Source organism: Ruegeria sp. 6PALISEP08, from assembly GCF_001238295.1.
Classification (GTDB): Bacteria; Pseudomonadota; Alphaproteobacteria; order Rhodobacterales; family Rhodobacteraceae; genus Ruegeria.
In genome coordinates this window covers 1-18,861 of record NZ_LGXZ01000013.1, presented here as the reverse complement: position 1 = coordinate 18,861, position 18,861 = coordinate 1, and the positions used below count along the sequence as shown (strand labels likewise).

At 54.9% G+C, this 18,861-nt stretch carries 16 protein-coding genes; 14 read left to right on the top strand and 2 right to left on the bottom strand.

Going from position 1 to position 18,861, the window contains the following annotated elements; translation table 11 throughout:
• The 9 genes from ALB80_RS17290 (at nt 1) to ALB80_RS17250 (ending at nt 11,071) form a co-directional block, all read left to right on the top strand.
• Complete coding sequence (locus tag ALB80_RS17290; protein WP_050605353.1) at nt 1-864, top strand: branched-chain amino acid ABC transporter permease; 864 nt, start codon at nt 1-3, stop codon at nt 862-864.
• Complete coding sequence (locus ALB80_RS17285) at nt 861-1,889, top strand: branched-chain amino acid ABC transporter permease (protein WP_050605352.1); 1,029 nt, start codon at nt 861-863, stop codon at nt 1,887-1,889. The genes ALB80_RS17290 and ALB80_RS17285 overlap by 4 nt, the downstream gene beginning before the upstream one ends.
• A gap of 4 nt (nt 1,890-1,893) precedes the next feature.
• On the top strand, nt 1,894-2,832 hold the full coding sequence (locus tag ALB80_RS17280; protein ID WP_050605351.1) for a 3-keto-5-aminohexanoate cleavage protein: 939 nt from the start codon (nt 1,894-1,896) through the stop codon (nt 2,830-2,832).
• Between the two features lie 978 nt (nt 2,833-3,810).
• Nucleotides 3,811-4,905 carry a LacI family DNA-binding transcriptional regulator gene (locus tag ALB80_RS17275; protein ID WP_253276905.1) on the top strand — a complete coding sequence of 365 codons (1,095 nt, stop codon included), beginning with the start codon at nt 3,811-3,813 and terminating at the stop codon, nt 4,903-4,905.
• The gene (locus ALB80_RS17270) at nt 4,902-6,257 is read left to right on the top strand and encodes an ABC transporter substrate-binding protein (RefSeq protein WP_157054237.1); all 1,356 of its coding nucleotides are present in this window, start codon (nt 4,902-4,904) and stop codon (nt 6,255-6,257) included. Before ALB80_RS17275 ends, ALB80_RS17270 begins: the two co-directional genes overlap by 4 nt.
• A 65-nt stretch (nt 6,258-6,322) precedes the next feature.
• On the top strand, nt 6,323-7,555 hold the full coding sequence (locus tag ALB80_RS17265; protein ID WP_050605350.1) for a carbohydrate ABC transporter permease: 1,233 nt from the start codon (nt 6,323-6,325) through the stop codon (nt 7,553-7,555).
• Complete coding sequence (locus tag ALB80_RS17260; protein WP_050605349.1) at nt 7,555-8,763, top strand: carbohydrate ABC transporter permease; 1,209 nt, start codon at nt 7,555-7,557, stop codon at nt 8,761-8,763. The genes ALB80_RS17265 and ALB80_RS17260 overlap by 1 nt, the downstream gene beginning before the upstream one ends.
• A gap of 5 nt (nt 8,764-8,768) precedes the next feature.
• Nucleotides 8,769-10,016 (top strand): hypothetical protein, encoded by a 1,248-nt coding sequence (locus ALB80_RS17255; RefSeq protein ID WP_371255999.1) that lies wholly within the window; start codon nt 8,769-8,771, stop codon nt 10,014-10,016.
• The gene (locus ALB80_RS17250; RefSeq protein ID WP_050605347.1) at nt 10,016-11,071 is read left to right on the top strand and encodes an ABC transporter ATP-binding protein; all 1,056 of its coding nucleotides are present in this window, start codon (nt 10,016-10,018) and stop codon (nt 11,069-11,071) included. The genes ALB80_RS17255 and ALB80_RS17250 overlap by 1 nt, the downstream gene beginning before the upstream one ends.
• A 302-nt stretch (nt 11,072-11,373) precedes the next feature.
• Here the strand turns inward: ALB80_RS17250 and ALB80_RS17245 are convergent, their stop codons facing one another.
• Nucleotides 11,374-12,525, bottom strand: a complete 1,152-nt coding sequence (locus ALB80_RS17245; RefSeq protein ID WP_083445342.1) for an NAD(P)/FAD-dependent oxidoreductase — start codon at nt 12,523-12,525, stop codon at nt 11,374-11,376.
• 178 nt (nt 12,526-12,703) lie between these two features.
• Between ALB80_RS17245 and ALB80_RS17240 the strand changes: the two genes are divergently transcribed.
• Entirely contained in the window at nt 12,704-13,033 is a 330-nt protein-coding gene (locus ALB80_RS17240) for a hypothetical protein (protein WP_050605345.1), read from the top strand.
• Here the strand turns inward: ALB80_RS17240 and ALB80_RS17235 are convergent.
• The gene (locus ALB80_RS17235) at nt 13,017-14,612 is read right to left on the bottom strand and encodes a GMC family oxidoreductase (RefSeq protein WP_050605344.1); all 1,596 of its coding nucleotides are present in this window, start codon (nt 14,610-14,612) and stop codon (nt 13,017-13,019) included. The two genes, ALB80_RS17240 and ALB80_RS17235, sit on opposite strands and share 17 nt — an antisense overlap.
• A gap of 109 nt (nt 14,613-14,721) precedes the next feature.
• On the opposite strand from ALB80_RS17235, the gene ALB80_RS17230 reads away from it, so the two are divergent.
• The 4 genes from ALB80_RS17230 to ALB80_RS17215 all read left to right on the top strand — a co-directional run bounded on the left by ALB80_RS17230 (nt 14,722) and on the right by ALB80_RS17215 (nt 18,841).
• A complete protein-coding gene (locus tag ALB80_RS17230) occupies nt 14,722-15,960 on the top strand; it encodes a TRAP transporter substrate-binding protein (RefSeq protein ID WP_050605343.1) in 1,239 nt (412 codons plus the stop codon).
• Between the two features lie 66 nt (nt 15,961-16,026).
• Complete coding sequence (locus ALB80_RS17225; RefSeq protein WP_050605342.1) at nt 16,027-16,692, top strand: TRAP transporter small permease; 666 nt, start codon at nt 16,027-16,029, stop codon at nt 16,690-16,692.
• Nucleotides 16,692-18,050: a TRAP transporter large permease gene (locus tag ALB80_RS17220; protein ID WP_050605341.1), complete on the top strand. Its 1,359-nt coding sequence runs from the start codon at nt 16,692-16,694 to the stop codon at nt 18,048-18,050. Before ALB80_RS17225 ends, ALB80_RS17220 begins: the two co-directional genes overlap by 1 nt.
• A gap of 11 nt (nt 18,051-18,061) precedes the next feature.
• Entirely contained in the window at nt 18,062-18,841 is a 780-nt protein-coding gene (locus ALB80_RS17215; RefSeq protein WP_050605340.1) for an IclR family transcriptional regulator, read from the top strand.
• The last annotated feature ends 20 nt before the right edge of the window (nt 18,842-18,861 follow it).

Here is an 18,861-nt window from a genome sequence, read left to right as displayed (position 1 = left end):
ATGGAATGGCTGAACGCGATTGTGCAGGGAACTTTGCTGGGGGGGCTTTATGCTCTGTTCGCGGCGGGGCTGTCCTTGATCTTTGGAGTTATGCGGCTGGTCAATATTGCCCATGGCGACTTGATTGTGCTGGCCGCGTATCTCGGGCTGACCGTCACGACCGCGACGGGGATGCACCCGATGGCCGCGGTGGTGATCGTTGTTCCCGCCATGGCGTTGATCGGGTATGCCCTTCAACGCGGTCTGCTGAACCAGACACTGGGCGACGATATTCTTCCGCCCTTGCTTGTCACCTTTGGGCTGAGCGTGATCATTCAGAACGGGTTGCTAGAGGTCTACACCGCAGACCCCCAAACATTGAACGCCGGTGCGCTGGAAACAGCAAGCGTTGCCGTGGGTGGTGTGGCACTCGGAATCTTACCGCTACTAACCTTCGGAATCGCCATCGCAGTGATCTGGGGGTTGCAATGGACCTTCTATCATACCGCTCTGGGGCGGGCGTTCCGGGCCGTTTCGGACAATCAGGACATCGCTCAGCTCATGGGCCTTAATCGCCGGCACATCTTTGGCCTGGCCATGGCTCTGGCCCTGGGCGTGACGGCAATAGCCGGTATCCTGCTTGGTATTCGGACAAGCTTTGACCCTTCAATTGGCGGCGGTCGCCTGATCTTTGGCTTTGAGGCCGTGATAATTGGTGGGCTCGGAAATCTTTGGGGCACGCTGGTTGGTGGCGTCATTCTTGGCGTCGCTCAAACCATCGGCGCCAAGATCGATCCGGGTTGGCAGGTACTTGCTGGCCATATCGCATTTCTTGTCATTCTTGCCGTTCGCCCGAACGGTCTCTTCCCGAGGATCTCCGGATGAACCTACAGGACTATTCTGTATCTCGATCATCAAAAGCAGCCCGGGTTGCTGCGATCCTCGCTGCCATTGCGCTGCTTGCTCTGATTGCTGCGCCTTGGTGGGCGGGTCGCGCCGACATGCGCCTGATGGGAGAGCTGTTTCTCTACCTGTCCCTTGCCACGCTATGGAACCTTATGGCGGGATACGCCGGTCTCGTGTCAGTTGGCCAGCAGGCCTATGTCGGCTTTGGCGGTTACATGCTCTTCGCGCTTACGATGTTGGGCGGGCTGCATCCATTGGCCGCCATTGCAGCTGCAGGAGTGCTGGGGGCTTTGATCTCGATCCCTGTCGCTGTTCTGATCTTCCGGCTCCGCGGCGCTTATTTCGCGATAGGTACCTGGGTCATCGCTGAAGTCTTTCGATTGAGCTTCGCACAAATCACTGCGCTTGGAGGAGGATCAGGGTCTTCGCTGCCCGTTGCCATTGTGAAATCACTGGCGTCCGGTCGTGCGATGCGAGAGGCGTTGAGTTATTGGCTGGCGCTTGGGGCCGCTGCGCTGGTGGTCACAGCCGTGTATCTCTTCCTACGCTCGCGGCAAGGGTTGGCGTTGACGGCAATTCGCGACAACGAACTGGCAGCCGGAAGTTTGGGAATCGATATCTGGCGCACAAAGTTCATCGTTTATGTCGTAACGTCGGCATTCACGGCAATGATAGGTGCGCTCATCTTTCTGCAAAAGCTGCGCATCTCGCCGGACGCGGCATTCAGCGTCAATGATTGGACTGCCTTTGTCATCTTCATCGTGGTGATCGGCGGTATCGGCACCATCGAAGGTCCGATCATAGGCACGCTGGTCTTCTTTGCCTTGCGCGAAACGTTGGCCGACCTCGGTACAACTTACCTGATCGTTCTCGGCGTGGTTGCGATCGTCGTCATGCTCAGGGCACCGAAAGGCATATGGGGTCTCGTCCGCAGCCGCTATGACCTACAACTTTTTCCGCTGGGCTACCGCGTGAAGCACATCGGACAATCCAAGGAAAACTGAACCCATGGCCCGACAGAAAAAGACCATAATCACCTGTGCCGTAACTGGTGCAATCCACACGCCGACAATGTCGAATGCGCTGCCCTACACTTATGACGACATCGCACAACAGGCGGTTGAAGCGGCCGAGGCCGGTGCGTCGATCCTGCATCTGCACGCGCGAAACCCCGAGAACGGATCGCCATCAGTCGACCCGAGTGATTTCGCGCCTTTCCTGCCGCGCATCAAACAAGCCACCGACGCAGTTGTGAATCTATCAACCGGTGGATCACTGACATTGTCCATTCAGGATCGGATCACCCCAGCCAAGACCTTCAGCCCCGAAATGTGTTCAATGAATATGGGTTCAATGAATTTCTCGTTTCACCCATTGGCTAACAGGTATCGCGATGACGATTGGAAATTTGATTGGGAAAAGGACTATGTCGCGAACTCTGATCAAAACATCTTTCGCAATACATTCCGGGACATTCGTGAAGCGGCAGAAACCCTGGCGCCGCATGACATCAAATTCGAACACGAATGCTATGATGTCGGCCATTTGTACAACCTAAAGTTTTGTATGGATATCGGGCTATTTAAAGCGCCCATATTTATTCAATTCATCTTTGGTATCCTCGGCGGTATCGGACCTGAAGTAGACAACCTGATCTTCATGAAACGCACAGCTGATCGGCTTTTCGGTGACGACTACCGATGGTCGGTATTGGGAGCGGGAGGAGCACAGATGTCGCTTGCCACGACGGCGAGCCAAATGGGTGGCAATATTCGTGTTGGACTGGAGGACAGCTTATTCATTTCTCGTGGAAATCTGGCAGAAAGCAATGCGCAGCAGGTGTCTAAAATTCGCCGCATCGTAGAAGATCTGGGTAATCAGGTTGCCTCGCCCGAGGAAGCCAGAGAAATTCTGGATTTGAAGGGTGGCGATCGGGTAGCGTTTTAGCCGAAAAGGCGGCCGGTACTTTACAAAACTATATTGTGGATTGGTTCAAGTTTAGGTTTCAACATGAGCAGCAGTATCGGTGAGAGGCCGTTGGTTGATCTGGGTCAGAAATGCTTGACGTTTGGGCCAGAATTGAATGACGTGTTAAACTGATTTATTGAGGTTTTGGCCGTTGATTAAGTCCAAGATCTGTGACGTTCCACAGTAAATGTTGAACGTCACACGAACCTGACCCAATCGTGACAGTTGGGCCAGAAATGTGAAGAACGTTCGACATCAGAAGGCGCCCCAAACGTTGGACATCAGTTGAATTTGACCTTTGTGTCATTAACTGACCTAACGAGCCCATATCATACTCCCTCAGACAGTTTCGTTTGATCTGACTTCTCTTTTGGATAATCAGCGTTGATTTGCATATCAGACAGCGAAGCAGCCTTATCCTGCCAATCTGCCACGTGGCGAACGCGGGAAGGGGCGAGGCAATGCTATTCGACAGGGGTGGTGCAGCCCGTAGGCGTATCCGAGGATACGGCCCTGTCTAATAGGGTTGACCGAGGGGGAGGGCAGCGTTCTACCCCTGATGGCCAGAGGCGTTTGGCTTGTCCAAATCCCGCCGGCCCACGAAAGGAAAGTGGTGGGGAAGAGGACCTGCCGCCGTTCGCTATTGTACCTTTCTGTCGAACTGCAAAGTGTAACAGTCGGCCGCAGAGCTGCCGTTCGCGCCCATGCAATACTAGTTGCTAGTAACGGCAGCTTTGCACGAAAAGCACACTTTAGGTCAAAGATGCGGCGTGTTTGTGCCGGGCTCCTGAAAGGCGAGTTTCTCCAGCAGGCCAGAGAGTTCCAACCGGAAAGTTGAATTTTTTCAGATTTCCATTGCCGAAACCGGTTTCGGAACGAAAAAATAGTCAGATGATAACGAATCCCAGTCCACCAAAGCATCAACCAACGTTCCGTCGCCACTCCGCATCTGGACGGGTGAAACTGGACGAACTGGCTGATCATCTCGGTCTTTCGAAAAGCACCGTGTCGCGCGCTTTGAACGGTTATTCGGATATCTCTGAATCCACGAGAAAAAGGGTTGAAGCCACTGCTCGGAAGATGGGCTATCGCCCGCTCAGCCACGCGCAGGCGATCCGCACAGGAAAGGTGCGTGCTATCGCAATGGTCGTAAACAGCGGAGAACCAGACAGGCACAATCCATTTCTTCAGGATTTTCTGGCAGGCGCTTGTGAAGCCGCCAGCGCATTCGATTGGACGATGACAATCTCAACGGCCAAGTCCGAAAAAGACATGCTGAACGTTTTGGGGCGCCTGGTGGAAGAGCGCAAGGCTGATGGGTTCATCTTGCCAAGGACGGAAGTCGAAGACGCCCGTATCGAGTACCTGAGGGCGTCGAATGTTCCATTCATACTCTATGGTCGAACCGGATATGGGCAGACCGACCCTGATAGCGATACATCATGGTTTGACATCTCAGGCGAAGCGGCAATCTGCAGTGCTGTCACCCGCTTGCGTGCGTTTGGCCATAGTCGCATAGGCTTTGTTGGTAGCGATCCGAAATTCAATTACAGCCACCTCCGCCGCGAGGGGTATCTTGAGGGTCTAAAGGCCGCTGAAATGCCAGTTGACCCTGAACTGATCCGCGAAGGCGCCCGTAGTCGAGATGAGGGGGCAACCCAAGCGCGGGCGCTGCTGGAGCTTGACCACCCGCCAACCGGAATCGTCTTTGCGACTGATCTGGCCGCCTTGGGTTCTTATTCTGTTTGCGCCGAATTTGGCCTGCAAATCGGTCAGGATGTTTCGATCCTTGGATATGATGGCATACCCGAATGCCAATATGTCAGCCCCGGTCTGACGACATTCAGTGTTGACTCAAAGCGGGCCGGCGAACGCCTTGCTGAAATGCTCATACGGCAGACCCGTGGTGAAGCACCTGAAGGTCTACGCGAACTCGGCCAAGCCGAGCTTGTAGAGCGGAAATCTGATGGACCACCGCGCCTGACACCCGAGGAGTTGGCGCACAAAGTTACTCAACTAAAAAATGGTAATCGGGGAGGAGACCGACCATGAAACTTACACCAAAGGCATCTCGACTGATGCTGAGCACATCGCTGGCGCTGGCTTTGGCCGCAGTGTCCGCACAGGCAGATACAATTCGTTTCTGGACAACTGAAGAACAACCTGAACGGCTTGCAAAGCAGCAGGAAATGGCGGACCAGTTCAAAGCGGAAACCGGCACTACGGTCGAGGTGATCCCGGTGACCGAAACCGATCTGGGCACCCGCGCAACCGCAGCTTTTGCCGCAGGCGACTTGCCCGATGTGGTCTATCATCCGTTGCAGTACGCCTTGCCATGGGCTGAAGCAGGAATTCTGGACACCGAAGCCGCGACTGAAGTGATCGAAGAACTGGGAACTGACACCTTCGCCCCGGGCGCATTGGGTATGGCTGCGTTCAATGATGAAACCGCCTCGGTCCCGGTGGACGGCTGGACGCAAATGGTTGTCTACCGGAAGGATCTTTTTGACGAAGCCGGTCTGGAAGCGCCCGACAGTTTCGCGGACATTCAGGCCGCACTTGAGGCGCTGCACAACCCGCCTGAAATGTATGGTTTTGTCTCAGCCACCAAGGTTGATGAGAATTTCATGAGCCAGGTGCTGGAGCATGTGTTCCTGGCAAACGGCGTCTCGCCGGTCGGGCCCGATGGGTTCCAGCCACTGGACGAAGCCAAGACCACCGAGGTTCTGGATTTCTACAAAGCGATCTCCGAGGCGTCGCCTCCGGGAGAGCTTTACTGGAAGCAATCGCGCGAGCTGTATTTCGACGGCAAGGCGGCGATGATCATTTGGTCGCCCTTCATTCTTGATGAATTGGCCGGTCTGCGCGACAGTGCCCCGCCGACCATCAATGATGATCCGACCTCGCGTGATCTGGCCAGCAAGACCGGTATCGTGACCAAACTGTCCGGCCCATCAAACCCCGATGGCGCGGCTTGGGGCGACGTGCGGTATTTTGGTATCACCAATGATGCGGACACCGACGCGGCCATGGAGTTCGTAAAGTTTGCCATGGATGACGGCTATACTCAGACGTTGGCCATTGCGCCCGAGGGTAAGTTCCCGGTACGCCGCGGCAACGCAGACAACCCGACCGCGTTCTCTGAAGCCTGGGCCGAACTGCCCGTGGGCGTCGACCGCAAAGCCCCGCTGGGCGAGCTGTATGAACAAGCCATGATCGACGAGATCGTTGGCGGTCTGGACGTGGCGCAACGCTGGGGTGTGGCTGAAGGTCAGTTGGCGCTGGCGTCGAAAATGATCAACTCTCAGGCGATCAACCGTGTCGTGCGTCAGTACATCGATGGTGAAATCGATGCGGCCGCAGCCGTTGCAGCCATGAACGACGAACTCGCCAAGGTCGAGTAACACCGCCGCTCACTGGCATCTGCAGCGGCGCGCGCGCCGCTGCACCCAACCCTTCGAGGTATCCCATGACTTCGACCACCCCACCGACCGGAACCGGGGCATTAGCCAAACGCGAAGCGCGTCTGGCCTGGACGCTGCTGGCTCCGACCGTGATCAGTGTATCGCTTGTTGTGATCTTGCCTTTGCTGGCGATTTTCTGGATCAGCTTCAAGCCATTTACCCTTTCCGATCTACGCCCACCCGCACCAGTTGTACGTGAAAGCCTGCGCGGATCGGGCGACGATCTGCGGATTGAATACCGCTTGCGCAACTCCAGTCAGGAGATCGCAATCGACGGTGTCACCCTCAGCGATGTTCTGCCCGATGGTGTCGTTGCAGGGGAAGTTGCTGCTCCCTGCGTGTTGGACGGGCAAGAGCTGTTTTGTGACTTCGGCACTCTGGAAGGGGGGCAGCGCGAACGTATCCGCATTCCTGTCGCCATTGACGGCGACCCCGAGTCGTTCGAAGACGTGGTCGAAACGTCAGAACCGCGTGTGACCGGAAGCGGTCCGAATGTTCTGACCAATCTTGATTTCAGCCTCGAAAATTATGCCCGCGTGTTTGACGGGTCCGAGTTCTGGGGCGTGCTTTGGGTCACTCTGTTTTACACGGTGTTCGGGACCGTTGGCGCATTGGTCATGGGTTTGTTTGCGGCGTTGTTGCTGAACAAAAGTTTCAAGGGGCAAGGGTTCATCCGGGGGCTCTATTTGTTTCCCTATGTTGCACCGGTCATTGCGGTGGCCTTTACCTGGGTCACGCTGTTTGATCCGTTTTCGGGTTCGGCCAATGCGCTTTTGATCCAGATGGGGCTGACCAACGCACCGATCAACTTTTTCGGCGAACGCCCTCTGGCGCTGATCATGGTTACGGTGTTCGAGATTTGGCGCTATTTTCCGCTGTCCTTCCTGTTCATCCTGGCGCGGATGCAATCCATCGATAGCAGCATGTATGAAGCGGCGGACATGGATGGGGCGTCGCCCTTCCAGAAGTTCTGGTTGCTGAGCATCCCGCAACTGTTGGGTATCCTGTCGGTGCTGTTCCTTTTGCGCTTTATCTGGACGTTCAACAAGTTCGACGACATCTTCCTGCTGACCGGCGGTAATGCTGGCACCCGCACACTGACCGTGAATGTCTATGAGCAGGCGTTTGCGATCTCAAATATCGGGGCAGGTGCGGCGGTGGCCGTGGTCATCCTGCTGTGCCTGATCGCCTTCAGCTTTGTCTTCTTCCGCTACATCAGCCGTGAGGAGGGTCTTTGATGCGAAAAGGTTACATAACCGGTCCGGTTCTGGGCGCGCTCTGGCTCGTCATTATTGCCAGCACCATCGCCGTCACCATGTCTTTCGCGACTGGCGCAACTTTTCGCCCGCAGGTGGGATTGGGCCTGGTCTGGGGGGCAGTGGCAGGTCTTACTTATGTTGCGTTTCCAGCGCGCCATGCTCCGGCGCGTCTGGCGGTCTCCGTGTTGCTTGGCTTGTCTTGTCTAAGCGGCCTGGGTCCGGTTCTGATTGGTCCCGATACGTCGGTTCAGGCCAGTTTCATCACGATCATCGCTGTTGCAGTCGTGATGCATCTGTCACTGGCCGAGATCCTCAAAGAGCTACCCTTCGCCGAACTGACACGCCATGAATTCGAAGACGCGGTGATCCGATTCTGCACTGGATTTGGCTATATCTTTTTCACGGCCATCGTCGTCATCCCATTCTACGTGATGGTGATGACCAGCCTGAAATCGCAGCAGGCGCTGTTGCAGAACCCGCTGGATTTCTCTGTTGACTTGAGCCAGGGCACCGCGTTGTTCCGCAGCTATACCGAGCTGTTCCGTGACTTCAATTTCGGCACCTATCTCTGGACGTCCTTCTACGTCTCGGTCCTGACGGTGTTCATTACACTGCTGTTCAGTGTCCCTGGTGCCTATGCCGTGGCGCGGTTCCGGTTCAAAGGGCAAAAGGCGTTTTCGCGGTCGATCCTGCTGATCTACATGGTGCCGATGATCGTTCTGGCGCTGCCGATCTATATCGCGTTTTCGATAACGGGCCTGCGGAACTCGATCCTCGGCATCGTCATGGTCTATCCGGTCACGACGATCCCTGTCGCGCTTTACATGCTGCAGGGTTACTTCCGTGGTCTGCCGACCGAAGTGGAAGAGGCTGGTCTGATGGATGGTCTGTCGCGTCTGGCCGTGATCTGGAAGATCACTTTGCCGCTCAGCCTGCCTGCGCTGGCGTCGGTTTCGCTCTATGTCTTCATGATCGCCTGGAATGAATTCCTTCTGGCCTTCATGCTGTTGGACGATCCGTCGAAATTCACCCTGACCCGAGGCGTCACGATGTTGAACTCTTCGGAAATACCCCGTCAGCACCTGATGGCCGGTGCGGTGATCGCCACCCTGCCGATCATGGCGTTGTTCCTGGGGCTTGAACGTTTCATGACCAAGGGCCTCACGGCGGGGTCTGTCAAAGGATGACACAGATGAACCAACATACGAACCCCGACCGCGAGGCGCGCAATATCCTGATTGCCAACGATCGCGGAGGCTACACCATCCCGACCGAGGGGCTGTATCCATACCAATGGAACTGGGACAGCGCGATTGCCGCGCTTGGCTTTGCCCAATTCGACCTTGACCGCGCATGGACCGAGATCGAAACGCTGTTCACCGGGCAATGGAAAGACGGCATGGTTCCGCATATCCTGTTCCACCAGCAGGATGAAGGGTATTTCCCCGGCCCCGACGTTTGGGGATGCAATGGCCCGATCCCGTCTTCGGGCATCATTCAGCCCCCCATTGCTGCGACCATGGTGCGCAAAATCTGGGAACAGGATACCGCGTTTGGGGATGCTCGCATGAAGGCGCTGTTCCCAAAAATGCTGGCGTGGCATCATTGGATCATGAAATGGCGCCTTGATGAATTTGGCGCCGTATGCACGACCCATCCCTGGGAAGCGGGCCGCGACAACGCGCCCGATTGGGATAACTCCATGGCGCGTATGGACGCGTCGGATGTAGGCGAATACCAGCGCCGCGATACAAGCCATGTGAACAGTGACGACCGACCCACAAAGTTCGATTATGACCGGTACATCAAGCTGGTTCAGATCGGCCGAGATGCAGGGTGGGACCAGCAAGCCCTGTTGTCCCTGAACCCGTTCAGAGTCGCGGACCCCACGATGACCTTCACGACGCTACGCGCTGCACGGGACCTGCTTGCAGTCAGCGAACAGCTGGGTCTGGAGGCTGAAGGCCTCGCAACCGATATCGAAAAGCTTGATACCGGCGCGCGTTCGCTTTGGAACGATGACCTAGGCAGTTTCGATTCTCGTGACGCGCATACCGGGGAAGTGGCCAACAGTGTTTCGAACGCGTCATACCTATGTTGGTACGCGGGCATCGAATCCGACCAGATGCTTGAGCGGCTGAAGTCGACGTTGGAGACCGCTCCATACCCCGTTCCAAGCTATGACCTCGAGATGCCAAAATTCGATGCGCGCAGGTATTGGCGCGGCCCGACATGGGCATTCATGAATATGATGATTGGGGTCGGACTGGCTGATATGGGGCATACACAACAGGCAGAAGAGCTGCGCCGGAAAACTGCCGAGTTGATCTCGGGTTACGGATTTGCAGAGTATTTTGATCCAAAGTCGGGCAGCCCCGCAGGTGGCAATGCATTTACATGGACAGCCGCCGTCTGGCTTCACTGGGCAGGGAGGGCCTGATGGGTAGCATCGAACTAAAGTCTGTCGAAAAATGGTTCGGCTCGGTGCAGGTTATTAAGGGCGTAAACCTCAAGATCGAAGAAGGTGAGTTCATTGTTTTCGTCGGCCCGTCTGGTTGCGGGAAATCTACATTGTTGCGAATGATTGGCGGGCTCGAGGACATTTCGCGCGGGTCGTTGTTGATCGATGACGGCGATGTCACGGATCATCCACCTTCAAAGCGCGGTCTGACTATGGTCTTCCAGTCTTATGCGCTTTACCCCCACCTGACGGTTGCGGAAAACATGGGATTTTCCCTCAAGGTGGCCGGTGTGCCAAAGGTCGAGATTAACGAGCAAGTCGGTAAGGCCGCCGAAGTTCTCAAGTTGGGGGCTTTCCTGGAGAGACGGCCAAAGGACCTGTCCGGTGGTCAGCGACAGCGGGTGGCCATCGGCCGTTCTATCGTGCGTGATCCGACGGCGTTTCTTTTCGATGAACCGCTTTCAAACCTTGATGCTGCGCTTCGGGTTGAGATGCGTTACGAAATCGCCAAGCTGCACCAAACTCTTAAACGCACGATGATCTACGTGACGCACGATCAGGTTGAGGCAATGACGCTCGCCGACCGGATTGTCGTTCTGGAATACGGAAAGATCGCTCAGGTCGGCACCCCACGAGAGCTTTATGAGCGCCCCGCAAACCTGTTTGTGGCTCAATTCATCGGCAGCCCGAAGATGAATATTCTACCCTGCACCACCGAAGGCGGTATCTACCGGCTGGAACACGGTGGCAGTGGCGCGTTCGACCGGTCCGGCGTTGCAACCAAACTTGGTGTTCGGCCAGAGCACATTCAGGTTGTCCCGGCGGGTGAAGGTCAATGCGATGGCGTCATCGAGGTGATCGAATACCTGGGTGCAGATACTTTCTTGATCGTTGATTGTGGTGGCGAGGAAAAGGTCACAGTGCGGTTAAATGGCGATACCGATCTTGAGCCGGGGGCTAACATCGGTCTGCATTTCCCAACCGAAAAACTGCACCACTTTGGTGAAAATGGACAAGCCTTGGGGCTCAAATAACACAATCACCAATCTGCCCTTTTCATACCACACCATTGGAAAGCTCTAACTCTTCTCCAAGAGTCTGCAGCGAGCCTCGGATTGGATCACGAACATCGCAAAAAATGCGCCCCTTCTACTAATCCGGGGCAAAAATTTTCCCGTCCAGGCTAGTGCACTTAATCGCTAAGGGCTAAGTGGCAAAAACTATTCGGTCAGTATTGCAAGAGGGGTCCTGACATTCAGCGAGCCGTTCTGACCAATGCTGCGCTATGCTTGAACGGCTGCTTTTGAGAATTTGAAACCTTAGGCTCGAACCCAATTTACGCGACAGTCATCTGCTCGACGGCTCTTTTTGCCGAAAACGCAGCGCCTTGCACCGTTGACTGGTCATCTTGGCCAAGAGCTTCACCGGCAAAGAAAACGCGTCCCTTTACTGGCGCCAAAATTTCAATGATGTCATCGTTGCCGTAATTCTCCATCGAGTAGCTACCCATAATGTGGCGTTCGCGGCTCCAGTTTTGGACGACACCATCAAAGAATGCCTCTCTCACGACTGAACCGAAAATTTCTGTCAGTTCTGCGAGAACATCCTGCAAGAGGGCTCCATCATCCAATGATACGCGGCCGAGTGGCTCATCCGACACGGTAAAGAGCCCCAATATGTTCTGGCTCGTCGGTTTGCCGAAAGCGGCATCGTAGTAGATCTTTTCTGACCATGTATTGGCCAAAACACTCGCACGAGACCCTTCAAACAGTATGTCGGGATAGAAGCGCTCACTGAATTTGAGGAACACTTTGAAACCGGACCCAAAACCGATGTCTTGGAGCGCGTTCAGGCTGTGCGGCGCAAGCCCATCCTGAAATGCGATCTGATCGCGTTGCAGTACGGACAACGGCACTGTGACCAACACTTTGTCTGTGTCCAGCGTCCGACCGTCGGTGAGCCGAACTGAAACCCGCGACCCTTGTTTTGAAATCTGCGAGACCGCCGCACCAACCGCAATCTTTTCACGAACCGCAGGCAGTACAAATGTCTCGAAGAAACCGTACCATGTCGTGTCGAAGAATTTCACTTCCTCATAGCCGTGCCGCAGCGCATTGAAGTTTTTCAGCTTTCCGTTGTTCCAGAACTGGTATGTTTGCGGCTGGTAATTGATGGTCGCAACACCAAGATCGGTCTCGCCTTGATCAAGAATACGCCCAAGGATCTTAGGATCATCATGGATCCACTCCGCCCCAAGATCGAGGGGCACATCAGCAAATCCCGTGAGGCGCTTCAAGCGACCTCCCCATGACGGTGAGGCTTCGAGGATGTGAACCTGAACGCCGGTTCTTGTTAGATGGTAGGCCGCCGTCAATCCGGCGGCACCCGCACCGATGATCGTGACGTGCCGGGGCTGTTGCGCCGAAATTAAACCCGGCGAGCACACTAGTGATGACGCTGCTAAGCCTGCAAAAGTTCTACGATCCATGGCTAAATCCGAATTCGTTCATCTCAAAACTGCCACTCCTTGGATGGAATGCAAAGTCAGTTTTGTCCGCACACCGGACATCGACGCTCCATTTTGTTGACCTTCGAATGACGGCTCTGCGCCCACACAGGACCTCCAGCGTCGGTTGGTAAGAGGCGGGAGAGCGGACTTTACAGTCATGGATTGCGATGCAGCAACAGCCACGGCGAATACTGCAAATTCGCTCTTCGCAGACCTGGGAAAAGATCGAGATTTCACAGATGCATTACAGAAATATTTGTTAGCACAGATGTCGCACAAAAGTGGCGGTGCCGTGACGAAAAAGACCGGGTTGCTGTCATCAAAACGTGGGGAAAGCCTCAAACAGAATGAAGAAGTGGGGCTTGTTCTTGCCACTCTCTGTGGCGCAACTCGACTAGGTCTTCGAACTCAATCCGGTCGCACAGACAACAGATTTGCACAAAGCGCAACCTCACTAACCAACACGCTCATCACTTCTTTGAAGTAATCAATTCGCTGGCTTTTTCACCGATCATGATCGCCGGAGCATTGGTGTTCCCGCTAACGATCTCCGGCATGATCGAGCAGTCAGCTACGCGAAGATTAGTAATCCCCCTGACTTTCAAACTTGGGTCCACTACGGCATTTTCGGAGGTGCCCATCGCACAAGTTCCCGTGGGGTGATAGATAGAAACAGAGTTCGATCGCGCCCAATCCAAAGTGCCTTCGTAGTCTTCGCTGGAAAGATCGGAAGATGGTCGAAACTCTTCCGAAATCTTAGAAGCTAAAGGGTTATGCCGGGCGATATCACGTGCGATGTTCACGCCGTCGACGATGGTTCTGCAATCCGTTTCGGTCGAAAGATAGTTCGGGATGATCTTGACGTAGTCACTTGGATCAGGGCCATCCAAACGCAACTCCCCCCGGCTTTCAGGCCTGAGTTGGCAGACGGACATTGTGAACGCTGAAAATGGGTGCACGCCTTCTCCGGGGCTGTCGGCTGACCAGGGCTGGACGTGGAACTGGATGTCAGGTGATTGCACCTCGGGACGAGTTTTCAGGAACCCGGTGGCCAGACTGGCCGCCATCGTCATGGGTCCAGCACGAAATAGTGCGTATTTCAACGCGATGCGGGCCTGATTGAACAAGCTTCGCACTTCATCATTCAACGTGGGCTCGTTGCACTTGAAGACAAGGCGCGCCTGCAGATGATCCTGCAGCCGTTTTCCCACACCGGGTAGCGAATGGACGGGTTCGACACCATTGGCCTTCAGGTGATCGGGATCTCCGATGCCCGACAACATCAATATCTGGGGAGAGTTGATGGCACCGCCAGACAAGACAATTTCACGCCGTACTTTGATTGATTGCATTTTGCCTGATCGGTCTCGGTAAAGAAGCCCCGTTGCTTTCTTTCCGTCCAACTCTACGCGTGCCACCAAGGCATGTGTGATGATGCTCAGGTTTGGCCTGTTCTTAATAGGCTTGAGGTAAGCAACCGCAGCGCTGCATCGGCGACCATTTCGCGTGGTTAACTGAAAGTACCCAACACCTTCCTGATCGGCCCCGTTGTAGTCAGGGTTGAACGGGTAACCCGCGGCTTGCGCAGCGGAAACCCATGCGTCGCAGATTGGTCTCTGAATGCGCATGTTCGAGACCGACAGAGGCCCGCCGGTACCATGAAATTCGTCCTCTCCGCGTTCCTGATCTTCGCTGCGTTTGAAGAGAGGCAAGACGTCGTCCCAACCCCATCCGACATTTCCCATCTGACGCCAGCGGTTGTAGTCCTCTTTCTGTCCGCGAACGTAAAGCAGCCCATTCAACGAGGATGAACCCCCCAGGACCTTTCCGCGCGGCCAGTCAATCGAACGCCCGTTCAAACCTGGATCAGGTTCCGTGCGATAGCACCAGTCCACTGCGGGGTTGTGCATGGTTTTGAAGTATCCAACCGGGATGTGAATCCACGGGTTGGTATCCGGACCGCCAGCTTCCAACAATGCAACCGTTGTATTGGGGTCAGCGCTCAGCCGATTGGCAATGACACAGCCAGAAGAACCCGCTCCGACGACTGCATAATCTACCTCCATCACTGTCTCCTCCCAAGGTTGTTGAAAAAAACTCTATGCAAATTGCTGGAACTATACTAGCATTTTTTGATACAAAACGTCTCAATAATTGCGATCAGGGAGGTAAGCAATGGAGATCGGTAAGAAACTAAGCGGTATTTCACGGCGGGACTTTTTCCGCGTGGCCGGGCGCTATGGCATGAGCTCTACACTGTTGGCTGCAGGTGGCTTTGGCGGAGCCATGAGTCTGGCCAACTTGGCACAAGCCGCTGAATCCAATTACGAAAAACGTTTCTCGAAAGAACCCAAGCACACACTGAAGTTTGGTGCATCGGGTTTCAACACGCGTAACCTGCTGATCGAACGAGCTGGAGCCATCGAATTCGCCCGCGATCTGGAAGAGCGCACGGACGGAGAGATTCGGATCGAGTTCATCGGCGACAACCAAATCTGCGGGCAGCTAAGCTGTGTCGAGAAGACTCAGCAGGGAATTGTCGACATCTATGCGGCGTCGACCCAAAACTCGGCCGGTGGCGCGCCATATCTGAACGTGCTCGACTATGCTTACATGTTCCCTAGCCGGGCGGCCCAGTATCACTTCTTCTACAGCCCGGAAAGCCAACGCATTTTGCGTGACCCCCTCGAAAAGCGTCACGGGTTGAAGTTCCTGTTTACCCATTGCGAACTGCGCGGACTGCAAATGGGCTCGACCTTTGCTGACAAGCCAACCGTCACCAAGCTGGAGGAGCTGTTCGGAACCAAGAACCGCGTGACGGGGACGCAGCTGGGCCGGATTGCCATGCAACTGCTGAACCTGAACCCAGTTCCTGTGGCGTGGGAAGAGACTTTGGACGCGCTCAAAACAGGCCTGATCGATGGGGCTGAAACATGGGCGTCGGCTGTTGCATACGCCAACATGGCGCCTGTAGTTTCGCAATCAGTTAACCTCAAGTTCTTCTGCGGCACCGAACACACTTCGATGTCGGCCAAAGTGTTCGACAGCCTTGGCGGCGAGTTGCAGGATGCGGTGATGGAGTCTTCGTATTTCACTCAGGCCCTGATCCAGGGGGCTAACGAAGCGGCACTGTTGAACACGGTCGGTTTCTCGGAACCTCAGCTTCCCAACACGATCTTCGCTGAAAATGGCGTTCGTCCGGCCTTCCTGCCCGACGATCAGATCAAACTGGCCGAAGAAATGTGCGCTCCGAACTACAACCCCGAACCATGGGCACAGTGGCGCGAGCGGCTCAACAAGTGGGCCGGTGGTATCGACACCTATCAGGAGATCTACGACATCGCGCGCGAGATCCCCGCAGACACCTTGCCGGAAAATGTAGAGCCACGCCGTTGGTGGATGGGCCAAACCTGATAAACCTGACCGAGCCGGCCTTAATCGGGCCGGCTCCACTAAACACCGACTGGGAGGACGGGGTTCATGTCTTTATGGGCAGATATCGGCGCGATTTTCAGCGCGTTGCTCACCCGAGATTCATTCGAGATTCAAACCGCATTGGAATCTGATGCCGCCTGGGTTGTCGGCACGGTTGTTGCTGCTCTCGGCGGTCTTCTGGTGACGCTGATCTATCGCAAGGTACCCTTTGTCGAGCGCCATTTTGAGCGTTCGGTGATGGTCTATTCTTACCTTGCTATTGCCCTGATCATCTTCTGGGGTGTGATCGACCGGTTTGTCTTCAATGATCAGGAACCCTGGTCCACCACCATTCCTCCGCTTCTTTTCATGATAATGGCCTGGTTTGGCGCATCCTATAACGTCCGCTTGCGTACTCATCTCAGCTTTAGCGAATTTCGCAGCGCGATGCCACGCGGCGGGCAATTGGCTTGCCTGATTCTTGATGCCGTTTTGTGGTTCATTTTCGCGGTCATCGTAATTGTGACCACAACTCGCCTGGTCGCGCTGTCCGCATCAAACTTTCAGATTGTTTTAGGAACCGACAACATCATGCAGTGGTGGTTCCTCTTGGCAGCTCCGCTGTCATTCTTCCTGATGGTTGGCCGCGTATTCCAAAACCTGGCCGACGATTTGCATAATTGGAAAACCGGAGAGCCGCTGATCAAGCAGGCTGTAATTGGGGCAGACTGATGACTGACGGAACTTGGGTTACATTGATATCGCTGGGCGTGACGTTCCTGTTCATGCTGGGTGTGCCGGTCTTATTGGTCATCGGTTATTGGGTGATCGGATGCTCGTTCGTCCTTGGGCTGACGCTCGACAACATGGGCGCAGAACTGCTGAACGTCTTCAACAAAGGTTTCGCCTTGTTGGCAATGCCGCTCTTCATTCTGACCGGTGACTTGATCAACAAGTCTGGCATCGCGCGAAGGCTCAGCGACTTTGCTTATTCCTGTTTGGGCTGGATACGAGGCGGGTTGGCCATGGCATCGCTCGGGGCTTGTGGTCTGTTTGCAGCGATATCGGGTTCAAACTCTGCAACCACGGCAACGATCGGATCGATGTTGCATCCAGAGATGGTGAAAGGCGGCTACGACGAACGCTTTAGCGCCGCAACCGCAGCTGCAGGCGGTACGGTTGGGATTATCATCCCTCCGTCGATTATCTTTATCGTTTACGGTTTCTTGATGAATTTGCCGATTTCGGAGCTTTTCGTAGCCGGCATTCTACCTGGCGCGCTGATGGTTTTTGGTATGCAGTTTGCATGCTGGATCATCTGCCGGATCAATGGCTGGGGGCACCTGATACCATTGCAACTGAACCGCGTCCTCAAAACCGCATTTGGTGCGTGGCTTGGGTTTTTCGCGATCGGCTTGGTCTTGTGGGGCATCTATACAGGCAAATTCTCTCCGACAGAGGCGGCCGGGGTAACCGTCGGTTTCTGCGTCATCGCGGGATTGGTCAGCTATCCGATCAACCGGCTCATGGGTGCGCGTGGCGATGTCTCGCCCACAGACAAGAGCTTTGCCGAGATGATGGTCGTCGAAGGGTTCACCATCCCCGAGATTCCGTCCATCGTTATTCGCTCGGCGCAAATTACAGGCATTCTTGCGCCTTTGATTGCGATTTCCGTGGTCATGCAGCAAATTCTATCGCTGCTGGGCGCGCAGCAAACTATCGGAGATTTCGTGACCTCAATGGGCGGCTACTATGCTGTGTTGTTCACGTCGATGGTCATTGTCTTTTTCTCAGGCATGGTGCTGGAGAGTCTTCCGGTTACGATCATCCTGGCGCCGATCCTGGCTCCGATAGCGGTCTCTGTCGGCGTCGACCCAATCCATTTTTCGGTGATCTTCCTTGTTGGTGCGTCAATAGGTTTCATTACTCCACCATACGGCCTGAACCTTTATGTCGCATCGGGCGTGACTGGTGTGCCATATTTTAGACTATTGCGCTATACGGTGCCTTACCTTGCAGCGTTGCTGTCTGTCTGGATTTTGGTCTCTCTGGTACCTGATCTGGCCTTGATACTGCTGCCAAACAATTAGAATGTAGCGAAATGGCAAACGCGGACACATCGTGTAAAGAGACACAAATACCGACAAATCTTCGTTTGCTGCTTATCCTGGAAGAGGTCGCAAAGCGCGGCGTTGCGGTCAAACCGTCTGACCTGATCGAGTCTTTGGGTCTGGCGAAACCAACGATCCATCGTCTGCTTCAAACTGCCGAGACCGAAGGGTTCCTGCAACGTGACATGGATGGCCGATCCTATGGTCCCGGTCCCCGCTTGCGGCAGCTTTCGGTGAACACGGTTTCGTCAGAGCATCTGCGAACGGCCCGTCTCGCAATCCTGCGCGGGATCGCCGATGAAATAGGTGAAACCTGCAATTTGGCTATCCCGGACCGCGAAGGCATGATCTATCTGGACCGGGTAGAAACGAAATGGCCTTTGAGAATTCAATTGCCGATCGGATCGCAAGTTCCTTTTCATTGTACGGCAAGTGGAAAGATGTATCTTTCCACCCTGCGTCGAAACACTTTGGACGGGTTTCTTTCCGCACGGGCGTTAACGGCGAATACAGAAAAAACAATAACTGACCCCGAGGCCCTGCGCGCTGAAATCTTTCAGATCGCGCAAATTGGATATTCAACCGATGATGAGGAGTTCATGTCAGGAATGGCAGCCGTAGCTGTTCCGGTTTTGGATGAAAACGAAAGGTTGGTGGCCACGTTGTCTGTGCACGCGCCGACGCAGCGTCATGATTTGCAGAGTTTGATCCAGTTTCAGACCTTGCTACAGGCCGGGTCAAAAAAACTACTGGGTTTGCTCGCATCGTAGAACTGCTGGTACCTAACCTC